At 43.5% G+C, this 14,963-nt stretch carries 10 protein-coding genes; 4 read left to right on the plus strand and 6 right to left on the minus strand.

The window, feature by feature from the left end:
* Positions 1-33 precede the first annotated feature (33 nt).
* The 4 genes from Q6344_06325 to dnaE form a co-directional block, all read right to left on the minus strand.
* Positions 34-477 (minus strand): YtoQ family protein, encoded by a 444-nt coding sequence (locus tag Q6344_06325; GenBank protein WLG14945.1) that lies wholly within the window; start codon positions 475-477, stop codon positions 34-36.
* 115 nt (positions 478-592) lie between these two features.
* Positions 593-1,486: an RNA methyltransferase gene (locus tag Q6344_06330; GenBank protein WLG14946.1), complete on the minus strand. Its 894-nt coding sequence runs from the start codon at positions 1,484-1,486 to the stop codon at positions 593-595.
* Positions 1,486-1,863, minus strand: a complete 378-nt coding sequence (locus Q6344_06335) for an Hpt domain-containing protein (GenBank protein WLG14947.1) — start codon at positions 1,861-1,863, stop codon at positions 1,486-1,488. Before Q6344_06335 ends, Q6344_06330 begins: the two co-directional genes overlap by 1 nt.
* 243 nt (positions 1,864-2,106) lie before the next feature.
* Complete coding sequence (gene dnaE / locus Q6344_06340) at positions 2,107-5,817, minus strand: DNA polymerase III subunit alpha (protein WLG14948.1); 3,711 nt, start codon at positions 5,815-5,817, stop codon at positions 2,107-2,109.
* Positions 5,818-6,170: 353 nt separating this feature from the next.
* Between dnaE and Q6344_06345 the strand changes: the two genes are divergently transcribed.
* On the plus strand, positions 6,171-7,301 hold the full coding sequence (locus tag Q6344_06345; GenBank protein WLG14949.1) for a restriction endonuclease: 1,131 nt from the start codon (positions 6,171-6,173) through the stop codon (positions 7,299-7,301).
* Positions 7,302-7,394: 93 nt separating this feature from the next.
* On the opposite strand, the gene ggt is transcribed toward Q6344_06345, so the two are convergent.
* The gene (ggt, locus tag Q6344_06350) at positions 7,395-9,341 is read right to left on the minus strand and encodes a gamma-glutamyltransferase (GenBank protein WLG14950.1); all 1,947 of its coding nucleotides are present in this window, start codon (positions 9,339-9,341) and stop codon (positions 7,395-7,397) included.
* A 180-nt stretch (positions 9,342-9,521) separates the two neighbouring features.
* On the opposite strand from ggt, the gene Q6344_06355 reads away from it, so the two are divergent.
* Positions 9,522-11,603 carry a hypothetical protein gene (locus Q6344_06355; protein ID WLG14951.1) on the plus strand — a complete coding sequence of 694 codons (2,082 nt, stop codon included), beginning with the start codon at positions 9,522-9,524 and terminating at the stop codon, positions 11,601-11,603.
* Between the two features lie 44 nt (positions 11,604-11,647).
* Positions 11,648-13,285 carry a hypothetical protein gene (locus Q6344_06360; protein ID WLG14952.1) on the plus strand — a complete coding sequence of 546 codons (1,638 nt, stop codon included), beginning with the start codon at positions 11,648-11,650 and terminating at the stop codon, positions 13,283-13,285.
* Between the two features lie 161 nt (positions 13,286-13,446).
* Here the strand turns inward: Q6344_06360 and Q6344_06365 are convergent, their stop codons facing one another.
* Positions 13,447-13,983: a Spy/CpxP family protein refolding chaperone gene (locus Q6344_06365; GenBank protein ID WLG14953.1), complete on the minus strand. Its 537-nt coding sequence runs from the start codon at positions 13,981-13,983 to the stop codon at positions 13,447-13,449.
* A 267-nt stretch (positions 13,984-14,250) separates the two neighbouring features.
* On the opposite strand from Q6344_06365, the gene Q6344_06370 reads away from it, so the two are divergent.
* A complete protein-coding gene (locus Q6344_06370; protein WLG14954.1) occupies positions 14,251-14,949 on the plus strand; it encodes a response regulator transcription factor in 699 nt (232 codons plus the stop codon).
* The last annotated feature ends 14 nt before the right edge of the window (positions 14,950-14,963 follow it).

A 14,963-nucleotide genomic window follows, 5' to 3' on the forward strand; every position in this document is an offset into this window, starting at 1 on the left:
TTGACAATTTATCTATAGGCAATTATTTATGATTTAGCTATCACTGACAACATATTTTAGCAGTTCAACAACTTGCTCTGGCGTTTGCGCCCATGCCATTGCCGCAGCATCGACTTCTTTTAGCGGATGGATAATATCTTCAGCATGAAGGGTAATGTACGGCTTGCTTAAAGCCGCGCAGTAGCCGGCATCGAATGCAGCGTTCCACTGCTTATATTTATCACCAAAACGAATGATAGCAATATCGCACTTTTGAATCATGTTTTTGGTGCGAATCGCATTTACCTTTGATGACTGATGGTCGCGCCAGAAGCCATTGTCATTTTTACCGAGTACGTCACCGGCGGCATCACTGGCTTCATGTTCAGTGACTGCTGAGGTAAAGGTAATGTCTAAACCTTGGTCTTTCGCGCCTTGCATGATTTTTTGTCGCCAGTCAGTGTGTATTTCTCCGGACAAATAAACATTCCAATTCATCATCAATTCCTTTTTATTATTGAATCCTATCATTTTTAAAATCATAGCATTTGTAGATGCTACGGCTGCTAATGCAATAGCAACTCAACGCCAGAAACCTTGCACATTAAAATCTTTAGTCTTTTGCAAGTTTGGCAATCAAAGCACTGAGTAGCTGATACTCTTTTTGATCAAGCTGTAGGCGTGAGCCCAGTCGTGACAGTCGCGATGGTAATGACTTCAAGTTTTCACTATCGGCTAAACCTCGTTGAACCATCAGTTCGGTCGTGCGATGAGTTAGCTGTTGCAGTTGTTGCTGAGTAATCGCGGGTTCATCCCATTGCTGACGTAAATGTACATCGAGCATTGGCTGAGTAGTAGTGCTCAAAGCAGTATCTAAACTATCCGCTGTCTGAGTGTGTGATTGCGCGTAAGCAAAAATAAAGCTAGCGATTACTTGCACGGCTGACGCGACATTGAGTACAGGGTAAGCAGGGTTGGCATCAATTTGGATATGATAATCGGCATAAGCCAATTCTTCATTGGTCAATCCACGATCTTCACGCCCAAATAAGATAGCGATATTTGGTTTATTAGTAGTAGCAGCCGATAGGGTATCAGCGTTGCTATCGTCTTTGCCCGACACCGACTGTTTATCGATAAAATCAAATATAATCTTGGCAGCTTGTGTAGGCGTGACCACAGGACGGGGCAAATGACGACTGCGACTGCTGGCAGCAAATACCAACTGGCAATCCGCAATAGCAGATTCTAAAGTAGGTGCAATCAAGGCTGATGATAGCAGCTCGCTGCCACCTGCTGCATGAGACACACTGGTTTCATCAATTGGTAGCTTGGGATCGACAACTGTCAAACGAGACAAGCCCATTGTGTGCATGGCGCGCGCTGCTGAGCCAATATTGGCAGGCAAAGTAGTATTAACCATGACAATTTGCACATAAGACAAATAGTCGCTCACCGTATGATTGACAGTAGATGCTGCTAATATAGGGGTAGAATCATTACTCATTACAACCCCAATCTTAGATTGATTTCTTGTTCTGCGCGTTGCAATGCGACGGCGATACTTTCAATCAGTGCCGCTTGCTCGCTGATAAGACGCTCGCGGCAGCGCTCTTGTAACTGGCTGCTCAAGTTTATTAATTGGGTCGTGCCCAAGTTGGCGCTAGCCCCTTTTAGCGCATGAGCAACCTCAAAACCATTGGCATTGTCATTTTCTTGCTGAGCGACTCGCAGCGCACTTACTCGCTGCTGACTGTCAGTGATATACACTTGTATCAAATCAGCAAAGTCTTCTTCTAACAAATCACGCATGTCTTCAAATTGCTCATGATTAATGATTTCTTCAGCTTGGTGAGCCATATTTTTATTTGGGGTTTCATCCATGGTTTTATGTCCAATTCTAAAAGTTAAAACGGTAAAGGGTTTGTAATAAATACGTCAATGTTCTTCAGGTATTAGGGCGTGTCCTCAATTCAATCAATTACTCTCTAAATGGGCTAAACATGGCTAAATTTTGTTAAACATCGTCAAATAGCTTATCAATATCTCGATATTAACGTCGCTATCTTCCTTGTTTGACGGCAATTTATCTCATTTTTATCACCATTTTTAAAATGAGGATACGCCCTAGCTATAATGGAAATGCAAATTGTCTTCACTAACCATATTCTTTAATTGCTGTAAGTTATCATCGTTGGGGTAGATGCGCCAGTGCTCAGATAGCCCTACGTTAGCGATGCCAAATTCCTCATAAATGCTCAGTCCGAGTGGCAGGCAGTTATCATTGATGGAGGCGTCGGTATTGCTTAGAGCATTATTGGCGTAGCTTTGACTAGCACTATTTTGATTCATGTCATTTTCTAGCGCCAATAAATCATTGCCATTTTCATCATATAGACTGCCACCCATCGCAGCATCGTAGCCATTATTGCCATTAAAGCTGCCACTTTCCTCGTCTTGCTCGTTGTCATGAGACAGTTTTGGTGCCGGAATAATGCTGGCTTGTGCAGACTTGAGTAACGGTTGCAGTCGCGTCAGCAGATTGATGTCGCTGCCATGAATTTTAATACTGATTTTTTTCATCCATCTTAGGCGCGCATCGACCATGCTCATGGCACTATCAAGACGGGCAAATAAACGCCCATCACGCTCACGAATGCTGCCTTTGATGATGACGACTTCATCAATTTTCAACTGTTCTTTGACACGATTGAAACGCTCGGCATAGCAGCTTACTTCCAGCCTTGAAGTGCCGTCATCTAAGATAATGACATTGCGATTACCAAAGTTGGCAATATCAATAATCAATCCGGCGAAATAACAGCTACCGTTATAGCCCGTGTCAGTCAGTTTATCGAGACGAGTGCCTGAGGTATAGCGTTTTAACTCATCCAAGTATTCATTGATTGGATGACCCGTCAAATACAATCCTAACGTGTTCTTTTCTGCTTTTAAACGATGTTTATCACCCCAAATCAGCTCTGGCGTCATAACCAGCAGCGGCGCGGCGACGACACCATCCATTTCACCAAACAAATCCATCATGCCGATTTCACGGTTCTGACGGTCTTGTTCAGCAGCTTGTACGGCACTTGGCAGCTGGCTCATTAATGCGCCGCGAATCTCGTACGCTTCATCGGCTGGTAAATCTGGTCGTAGGGTGGCTGCAAAGTCATCAAAACAACCAGCGTTTATCAGTCCCTCTAAAGTGCGTTTATTAACCTTTTTGATATCAACGCGGCGGCAAAAATCATATAGATCTTTAAACGGACCTTCACGGCGTCGTGCATCAACGATAGACTCAACCGCACCTTCACCAACGCCTTTAATCGCACCCAAGCCATAAATGATATTGGTTGGGGTATCGGCAACGAAATGCCATTCACTGCGATTTACTGACGGATTAACGACGGTCAAATCAAAGTTTTCACGGCAATCATTGATAAAGAACACCACGTTATCGGTATTGTTCATATCGGAAGTTAATACCGCCGCCATAAATTCAGCAGGGTAATACTGTTTTAGATACGCGGTCTGATAAGCGAGCACGCCATATGCGGCAGAATGTGAGCGGTTAAAACCGTAACCGGCGAACTTCTCCATCAAATCAAACACACCGCCTGATGTCGCCTCATCAATACCTTGCTCTGTTGCACCAGTAATGAAAATATCGCGCTGTTTTGCCATTTCTTCAGGTTTCTTTTTACCCATAGCACGGCGAAGCATATCCGCGCCGCCTAAGCTATAGCCCGCCATGACCTGCGAGATTTGCATGACCTGTTCTTGATAGACAATAACGCCATTGGTATTTTCTAAAATCGGCTCAAGATTGGGATGATCATAAATAACTTCTTCGCGACCGTGCTTACGGTCGATATACATCTCTACCATGCCAGCGTCCAGTGGGCCTGGGCGATAAAGCGCACACATGGCGATCACATCTTCGATGTTGGTCGGTTGTAATTTCGCCAGATATTTTTTCATACCCATACTTTCTAGCTGAAAGACGGCAGTGGTCTTGGCATCTTGCAAGAGCTTGTAGGCTTTTTTATCATCTAATGGTAGGTCTTCTAACACCAACGCATCTTTGCCTTCTTTTGCACGGCGCAGGTTGATATTTCTGACAGCAGCATCAATCACGGTCAAGTTACGTAGACCCAAAAAGTCAAATTTTACTAGCCCAACGGCTTCAACGTCATCTTTATCAAACTGGCTGACACGGTGACCTTCGTCATCACAATAAATCGCGCTAAAATCTGTGATTCTGTGCGGCGCAATCAATACGCCACCAGCATGTTTACCCACGTTCCGGCAAATGCCTTCGAGCTTAATCGCCATTTCCCACACTTCAGTGGCATCTTCGTAATCCATATTGTCAGGATTGGAGATTAAGTCTTTGAGCTGCGGCTCTTGTTCAAGCGCTTGACTGAGGGTAATCCCCGGTGTTTTGGGAATAAGTTTCGACATTTTGCTGGCAAGGAAGTAGGATTTACTTTGCGCGCGTGCGACATCTCGTACAACCGCTTTTGCTGCCATCGTACCAAAGGTAATGATTTGCGAGACTGCTTCACGACCATAGGTTTGCGCCACATAATCAATAACGCGGTCGCGACCTTCGATACAGAAGTCAATATCGAAATCGGGCATGGACACACGCTCGGGATTCAAAAAGCGCTCAAATAATAAGTCGTAATGAATAGGGTCGAGGTCGGTAATATTGAGCGAATAAGCAACGAGTGAGCCTGCACCAGAACCACGACCAGGACCGACTGGTACGCCATTGGCTTTTGCCCAACGGATAAAATCCATGACGATGAGGAAGTAACCAGGAAAGCCCATTGAAAGAATAACTTTTAGCTCATACTCTAAGCGGTCATCATATCTTTGGCGAAAGTCGCTCCAATTATCGCTACGTTTCTCGATGGGGAATAGTTTATCTAGTCGATTATTCAGACCCCGTATTGACTCTGCGCGGAAAAACGATTCAATGGTCTCACCTTCAGGCACAGGAAAATCGGGTAGTACGTTGATACCAAGCGTCAACGTCACATTACAGCGGCTTGCTAAGCGCAAAGTATTATCAATAACTTGCGGAATATCAGCAAATAGCTGCTGCATTTGTGCTTGGGTTTTAAGATATTGCGCATCGGAATAAGTTTGCGGGCGATTTTGGTCGGCAAGTACGTAGGAGCCTGCGATACAAACCCGCGCTTCGTGAGCATCGAAATCATCCTGCTCTAAGAAACGCACGTCATTATGAGCAATGATAGGAATATGATGCTTAGCACCAGAGTGAATAGCCGCTTTAATAAAGGCGTCTTCACCTGAGCGATTGGTACGCTTAATCGCAAAATATAAGCGATCAGCAAATTGCGCTTGCCATTCTATTAGCAGCTCATCGGCTTTTTCTGGCATCGAGCCGACCAGTGCCTGACCGACATCTGATTTTTCAGTAAATAAGACAATCACGCCTGCCGCATGCGCTAGAATATGACTGCGCTTGACCACTGGTACACCATGATTGGCATCGTCGGCGCGCCCTTCGGTAAAGCCGAGCGATACGATACGAGTGATGTTTTGATAGCCCTCGTTGTCCATCGCGAGTAGGGTGAGCCGTGTGTCTTCATTTTCCATGATGACTTCACTGCCGATAATGGGCTTGATACCCGCACCTAGGCAGGCACGATAAAACTTCACTGTGGCATACAAATTGGACAAATCGGTCAATGCCAGCGCGCGCTGATGGTCAGCCGCCGCAGCTTTCACTAGCGGCTTGATACGCACGATAGAATCAGTGATTGAATATTCGCTGTGGATGCCAAGGTGTACAAATGCCATAGAAGACTCTTACTAGTACGATCAAAAGCAATAAGCTATCGATAAAATAAAGGATGTGTATCCGTTATTTATATTGATGTTCAAAGGTAAGTAAGACCTCGATAGCCATGTTGATACGTTTAAAATGGGGTCGTCAATAATAGCATTATTTGCCGTAGACAGCCACTGATTCAAAGGGTTTAATCTGAGTGAGAGGATTTGTTTTTCTTATTTATAAAGGTAAAATTTTGCTGTGTTTTGTCTTAATAGTTGGTAGCATAAACATTTGTCCTTAAATTATTGCGAAACAAAGCCTATTTGACGCCTTATTTCACACAATAATGTTCATGTAATAAAACAAAGACGATAATATTATGAGTAACATTACGAAGCTGCCCGCATTTGGTGACATGTTAAATGCGGGTATACAAACCATAAAAAATTTGAGTACGCGGAATACCGTTGGTCGCACGGTATTTTATAGAGAGTTTGAAAAGTTAGCACAAATTGTCAATGATCATAAAGAAATCAATTACATGAGTAATTATGATATACGCCATGAGTGTCATAACGGCTCACCTTGTTATGATGACATCGTTGATCTAATTTTATTGTGCTTGTCCGCAATGGGGCTGGTCAAAGAAGACAAGTTCAGCTTGGTACCCAATTTAAATCAAAATTTTGCTAATTTTATTACTTTTGATGAAAAAGTAACGCCTAAAAACATCATACGTTTAGACCCGTTTGGCAAAGTCTATTTTTGGTTAGCAGGAAATAATTTTACTCAATACATTAACGAAGGCATTCCAAATAGTGATTATATTGCTAACTTGACCCGTTTTGATAATAAAGCCTTTGCTGATCTGCAAAAAGTCAATATTTCGGCTTATGGTAAAAACGGCGATGCACTTATTAATCATTTGATAGAAGAAACTCAGCGCCGAACGTCTATGTTTATGAACAATTATGCAGATGCTACTGTGGGCAATGATTTTGTCAAAGTAACGCCTGATATGATTATGGCGCAGCTTGAAAGCTTGTCACCTCTGCAGTTTGAGTGGTTTTGTCTAAAAATGATTGAACGATCTTTAGAGATTGAAAGTCCTGAGAGTAATTTGACCTCGCGTCATACTGGACGCTCGAATGATAATGGCATTGATGGGCTGATTATTCAGGATTTCCCAGATGGTGAGGTGCATAACTATTATATTCAAGCCAAATTATATAGTGCCGGTAATAATATATCTAATGGCGATTTGAGAAACTTCATAGGGGCTTATCCACCCCAAAAAACCAATCATCATGGCTTGTTCATTACTACAACAAGCTTTACCAAGCCTGCACAGGAATATGCCAATGCAACGGATTCGCACAGTCTGATACTCATCGATCAAATGAATCTCATAGAGCTTATGATGCAACATAAGGTGGGTCTAAAAGAGGTCAATGCCAGACCGAAATTATTATTAGACAATGACTTCTTTAACAAGATCAAGTTGTATTGATAGTATCTTTCAATACTTTTCATATCTATTAAAAAACGCTCTTTATTATGATAGAGAGCGTTTTTTATTTATACATATCAAGTAAAAGTTAAATCAATAACCAACGACTGCCGCATCAACGATACGCGGATCAGACGAGCCGTAGACACCATTTGGCGTAATCATAATCGACTGGGTTGAGCCCATGGCTGATTTTGGACTGACCGTATGACCCATTGATTCAAGCTTTTTAACCGTATCAATATTCAGTGCTTTTTCGACCCGAATCTCATCAGGCAGCCATTGGTCATGAATACGCGGTGCGTGAGTGGCTTCAGCGATATTCATATCATGATCGATGACGTTCGAGATTATTTGGGTGACAGTAGTAATGATACGGCTACCACCAGGGCTACCCGTGACGATATATGGTTTACTGTCTTTAAAGACCAGTGTTGGACTCATAGAAGACAATGGGCGTTTATTGGCTTCAACGGCATTGGCATCACCGCCGATTAAGCCATAACCATTTGGCACACCCGGTTTGGCAGAAAAATCGTCCATCTCATTATTGAGCAATATCCCCGTACCTTCAGCGACAAGACCTGTGCCATAAGAGAAGTTTAGCGTATAAGTATTGGCTATTGCATTGCCATCTTTATCAACGATAGAGAAATGCGTGGTCTGATCACTTTCATACGGTAGAGGGTTGTTGGCTTTAATGGTAGACGCTGGCGTGGCTTTGTCTGGATTGATTAAGGTGCGTAGTTTATCCGCATAAGCCTGAGAAGCTAAACCGCTGGCAGGCACATCGATAAAGTCAGAATCACCTAAGTACTCTGCGCGATCCGCATAAGCCAACTGCATCGCCTCAGCCATTAAATGAATGGTTTGCGCGCTGTTTTGACCGTAGTCTTTTAGCGGATAACCTTCTAAAATATTTAAAATCTGCACGATATGAATGCCACCAGAAGACGGTGGTGGCATGGAGACAATCTCATAACCACGATAATCGCCTTTGACGGGCTCGCGAGCGATAGCTTCATAATTTGCTAAATCTTGTAAGCTCATGCTACCACCAGCCTCATTGACCGCTTTGACCAACTTACTTGCGGTTTCTCCTTTATAGAATCCATCCGCCCCTTTTGCGGCAATGAGCTTAAGCGATTTTGCCAATTCAGGCTGTTTTAAACGTTCGCCCGGTTGATAGGCGCTACCATCAGGTTTAAAAAATATCTTTTTCGTGCTTGGCCATTTTTGCATGCGATCGCTTAATGCTGTGAGTGACTCAGACAGACCTGCTGTGACTTCTATACCGTCCTCAGCCAGTGCAATCGCTGGTGCCATCACTTGTCCGCGGCTCATGGTGCCATGATCTTCTAATGCTTTAAGTAATCCTGCGACCGTTCCCGGTACACCAACTGCTAGACCGTGATAACGAGACAAGTCGCTGACCGCATTGCCATCCTCATCGAGATACATATCACGCGAGGCGCTACTCGGTGCTTTTTCACGGTAATCGAGTGCCACCGTTTTGCCTTGCTTGGCATCATAAATCATCATAAATCCACCACCGCCAATGTTACCTGCGCGCGGCAAAGTTACTGCTAAGGCAAAGCCAACGGCGACGCCAGCATCAACCGCATTACCACCGTCTTTTAAAATCTTGAGTCCAATATCAGAGGCGAGGGCTTCTTGGGTGGCGACCATACCGTTCTTTGCCCAAACAGGGTGGTGAATCGCATCTTCAGAATAGATGGCTTGATCGGTCTTGGCATTGTTAATCGTGGAAGTGAGGGCATTGATTTTGGCTCTTGTCACACGCTGAGTTTCAGATATTACAGTAGGATTATCAGCCATAATCGCGAGATTGATGGCGCTAGTGTTAATCGATGTTGGGTTGATAGTAGTTGATTGATTGGTTGTCGGCTCAAGCGCGTGAGCAGACAGTGATACTAAAAATGTGCTACTGATTAACAAAATAGCCGCTTTAATATTTGCTCTACCTTGAGGATTATTGTCAGCAGTGCGTATGTTGTTTTTTGATATAGAGGTTGGCATTGTAAAGTCCTTTTTACTTGGGCGAGAAAGCAGTAGTGAGAAAGTTATTTTGTATAAAAAAATCTAAGTATTTTCTTAATAAATAGGTTCTAATATTACTAAATTGTAACGCATTGTGATATAAATAACGGTACTAATGTACACTAATTATAGACTGGCTATTTATACAAAGAGATTACTATGTCATCAAATCATATTAATAATCATAATCGACAGCGCTACTCTGAGATGACGAGTCATCATTCGTCTATCAATAATAACGATCATGTATATCAGGTAGGTAAATTGACGTCTATCGCCTTGCTGGTTGGCACTACGTCTCTGGCTCTTTTGGGCTGTCAATCAAGCCCAGCGGTATCGTCGACTGCTGTATCAAAAAGTATGATCGATTTTAGTACCGCCGATAGTGCACAGAGCCAAGCACAAGGACGCGCATTTAATGCTAGCCTCACAGCCAAATCTGAGCGTTATCAGCAATTATTTGACCAAGAAAAATACCCCAATACTGACAATCAAGCCAAATCACATTTACTGGCGGCTATTCGTCAGCATCTTGCAACAGAACACGTAGCAGTCTCGCAAGCCAATTATCAAGCCGTTCCTTTTATTGATCCAGATAGCATTGATGCAGGCTCTAGTAGCTTGCTTAGAACAATTATAGAAGCCTATGCTTATGAGCCTGAGGATTTAGACAATGATTATTTAGACGGCGATTCTTTATATAACGATGATAACGAAAGTGGGTCGAATGATAATGATGGCAGTTATGACTATGATGACTCCGATCTAGCAGAAGCTAGTGAGGAAACAGCTGTAGACGAGGCAGAAGTAGACGAGGTTAGTGAATATGGTGATTATGATGTCATCGATGCCGATGAGACCGTTGATGATGAGTATAACTACGATGAAGACGGCTACAATCCAGACGGTTACAATGAATATGGCTACAATCGAGAGGGTTACGACAGCGATGGCTATAATGAATATGGCAATGCAGAGGGCGGCATTCTCTCAGGGGTTTCGAACTTAAAGCCCAAAACTCTGTTAAAAAGCTATGAAGCCGTACAAATGGCAAAACAACAATCAGAGGATGTAGAACAAGGTAGCCAATCATCAACGCCATCTACGGGCGTCATTGGTCAAATGCTGAGTATGTTCCATCGCACGCCGGAACAGATAGCTGCGTCAAATGCTTATCAATATCAAAATTTAACGTTTAATAGTGTCAGTCAGTACAAACCCAAACAGCGACAACTGCAAAGCGTCTATAGCTATGACTATGTGACGCCGACGATTGCCTCATCCATACAGATACCGTTAGCGTTCGATTTTAACCATAGTAAAGTCACGGTAGACCCATCGGCAATCATGCCTATTGTGGCGCTTGTTAATCCTGAAAATACCCCTTTACCTAACCAGATGGCCTCGCATATCGTTAGTTTTGGGTTGCCCGAGAGTATTACCGCGCAGCTGCCGCCAGCAGTGCTTTACGATGCCGCCATTGCTGCCATACAGAGCAGCATGGCAGAACTTGCGCCTGAGCATTTTAGCGCGGTAGATATTCGCAGTGATGCTTTTGCCAAAGAAGTCGGTGCGAGCCAAGCGGTAAAAGTCTATTTTGGCAGTAAGCAAAGTGGTGAGATGATCGGCAAAACCCTAAAATACATGACAAAGTCGCTACAGGATTATGTCGATGCCAATCCACAGAAATATCCTGATGGCGCTATGCTAAGAACTGCGCTTGCGAAAGTGCAGCTATACAATAAAGGCTACCAAAGTACGGATGTAGGTTCGCTTTTGCAGCTAATTGAAGCCATCGGTCCGATATCTTTTAATCAGATAAATTACTATTATTTAGACCGCTCAGATCGCCTGCTTGGTAAGCAGCAACGGGTAAATATCGGTGGCGATTTGATGGGTTCGACAACCAGCGTGCTCAATCAAGTACGCTATGATAAAAGCAGTTTTAATAAACATGTACTAACGCCTTTGTTGACCGAGTCTTTTGGCGCAAATGCTAAAGCCGCTATTGATGGCAATGCATGGATGGCAGAGCAACGCCAACAAAAAGACAGACTGCAAGCGGCACGTGATGCCCGCTATGACTATAGTGGGAGCAGTGATGATTACAATGATGATGACTATAGTAGCGATTATGCAGATGGTGATAGCGGCTATGATGCAGCAGAATATGACAGTTTTGATAGTCAAGATGACACTGATATCGAAGACGATGCTGACAACAGGGTAGACGGTCAATAACGCTATCTTGTCATGTTCAAGCACACATCTATTAAGGATAAAAAATGAAAAAAGTACATAAAATCATTGCAAGTCACCTTCCGTCAGCGAGCCTTGCATCAGTTCTTAATGGCAATCGCCTATTTGCTGGTGCATTAGTCACAGGGGCATTGTTATTAACGGGCTGCCAATCTACCAGTCTTGACCACTCTAATGCTACGACTGCCAAGCAAACGCCAGTAGCAGCCAAAACAGCATTGGCGACTGCGTTACAGAAACAGCGCCGACAGTCTTTTAGTTACCATAGCAATCTGGAGATCAGTAACGAGCAGCAGTTTAGCGATATAAATATTGAAATAGATGCTAAAGCGCCAGTCGCCTCAGGCTATATCGATGAATACTGCGAAGACACACATGATCAAGCATATGCCGCCTTGCTTTCTCAAGCAGAAGCGCAAAATAAAGATATTTTAGTGGCAGATTATGATGCTCAGCGAACGGTGCTCAAAGACACTTATCTTGAGTGTACGGATGCCTATGAGGCATGGGTAGAGAGTAAATATGATAGTGAAATCACTGTGCCAGCATTTTACCAACAGTTATTTGACAATTACGACGACCGAGCAACAGCGCAAGATATCAAAAAAGCAAAGTTGCTAGATGCTTATGTGCTAAAGCCGCTGTCTATCAATGCACAAGGCGTCTATCAGCCAATGGCTGGTAAGGCGACGATGCTGGCGAGCGTGCAGTATCAAGCGCGTAATCATCAAAGCAGCATGAATCAGCCAATTTATCTGGATTTGAAAAACGGTAATATTTATCTATGGGCAGATAATTTTGCGATGTTTAATTCAGAACTGTTAGATGACAAGCTCGGCACAAAGTGGCGCAACAAATGGTTAAAGCTAGCCATTGATGATGGCACCTTACCCAAAGGCTTTGGTAGTGAGTTGATAAAAAGCCACTTTGCCGCGTTAGATGCCACATTTGATGCCGCACCTATTAGCCAGTTTGATTATGTCGCCCCTAATACGCTAGCCTCGCTCTCTCCCAAGTTACCCGCGCATCAGCTACCAGCAATGCTAGCAAGCAACCAAGTCATTCGCCGTGTACAAAGTGCTGAGAGTTATGAGCAGTTTTATCAAGATTATATGCGCATCGTTTACGAGCGGATGAGTCAGCGATATCCAGAACTGGTCAAAGAAAGCGCGGCTTACGAGGTAGGCAACACAGATGCTGATACATTTACCAGTAAAGCGTTAGTGCAGCAGATGCTAGCAATGATAAAAAGTGGTATGGATAGTGGCAGTGAGGCAAGAGAGGAAACAATGGCAGAGGCAAAAGAAAAGACGGCAGAAAGTGCAATGCTATCAAATTCAGAGACGCAAGAGTTGTATGGATTTGATAAGCGTGGTCAGCTCAAATGGCAGCATATGCGCAGTGAGCTTCCGAGCGAAACCGCCGCTAGTAAGAACATGGTCATAGATGTTTTGCAACAGTATTCCGCTATAAGCGCCAAAAACATGGTATTTCCCAATTTACCAAACGATGTACAAGTGCCTAATGCCAGTAATAGTATTGATATGCGCGAGTATGGTAGCGAGCTGATGCAGTATTATCGTGATGGCAATGGTACTGCGATGGGTAAGATGATGTTTAGTGTCATGCCACTGGCTAAAGAGAAGTTTGGAGCGATTGAATAATTCAGTACGGCGCCAGAAAGATCTTTAAAATGACAGGTTTATTTGAATCTAAATATCTTGAACCAAAAAGCGCACCGTTTATACGATGCGCTTTTTTATGTGTTCATAATCAGTCTTATAGGACATTCAGTATGAATGCAAAATAGCCTATTAATGACGAATTACATGCCTTGATGTGGTTTGCCATGCATTTTACCGTGCTCTGAGCCTTTATGACCTTTCGCCATTTTTTCAGCTTTTAATTTAGCAAGTTTTGCTCGTTGCTCAGCAGTCAATACTTGAGAGATAGCATGTTGAGTCTGTACTCGCTCAATGAAGCGCTGCTTGGTTTTAGCCGCTTGCTGATCAGCTAAGCGATTGACTGCCGCTGTATTTAGAGTGCTACTATTAGTCAATGCTTGCATCTGTTGCTGCATTTGCGCCCGTTCCAATTTGTTTTTTGTACGGTCAGCTTTACGATCGCCGTGTTGTGCTTGCATGATGGCTTTGATTTGCGCTTGTTGCGTTGCTGTTAGATCTAGTTGCGACATTGGACCTCTCATGCCGCCTTTTTTCATACCACCTTTTTTCATGCCATCTTTATGCTGCATTTTACTGGTCGTTGGTGTGGTATCAGTGGTTGCATTAACACTGGTACAAGCCGTTACGGTGAAAATGCTAGACATTGCTAATACTGAGCCCATTAATAATTTTTTCATCATCATTACCTTAATTTATGGTGCATACGTTATTGGTTGCGAAAAAATCAGTTTTTATCTGATCAGCTTATGAACAGTAAGTGCCCCGGATAGCCACTATCCATCATAGCTTGTTATCAGTATTTGTCGCTGATAGACGCTATATTACGACAGTTAGAGGTTACGAACATTTATGAAGTATTAAGAAAGGTAACGTTTATAGCGAATCGATAAGCAATTGACTGATAATATGGCTCATAAAGCGATTTAACGCTTAAGGAGAAAGATGTGCCACACATACTACTAGGCGATGATGACGAAGAGTTGACCCAATTGTTACAAGAATACTTGCACAATCATGGGGTGACATGCGACTGCGTTCACGATGGTGAGGCTGTCATACAGAAACTCAAAAACGCGAGCAATAATGTGCTGAATGGCGCTGCTGCTTACGATTTGCTGGTGCTAGATATTATGATGCCAAAAATCGATGGATTGAGTGTCTTGCGTCAATTGCCCAATATCAGTGATATCCCTGTCATCATGCTGACCGCAAAAGGGGAGGAGATTGATCGTATCATTGGGCTTGAACTTGGTGCTGATGATTATATTACCAAACCCTGCAATCCTAGAGAACTGCTGGCACGTATCAATGCCGTCATCAAACGCACCAGCGCAGCGATATCAGAGCATACGCCGCTACCAGAGAGCCGTTTGCATCTGAATCAAAACCAGCGGCTTTGTCAGATAGATGGCATAGAACTACAAGTGACGGGGACAGAATTTGATTTGTTGGTTGCTCTACTGAAGCAAAAAGGTGAGGTGGTGAGCAAAGCGTGGCTGTCAGAGCATGTTTTACAACGTGAATTACAGCCGTTCGACCGTAGCCTTGATGTGCATGTCTCGCGACTCCGCAAAAAACTCCAACCTTTTCATGATGAGCCTATCAAGGCGGTTCGTGGTAAAGGCTATCAGCTGGTATTGTAATGACGGACTTATCG

Source organism: Psychrobacter cibarius, from assembly GCA_030686115.1.
Taxonomy (GTDB): Bacteria; Pseudomonadota; Gammaproteobacteria; order Pseudomonadales; family Moraxellaceae; genus Psychrobacter; species Psychrobacter cibarius_C.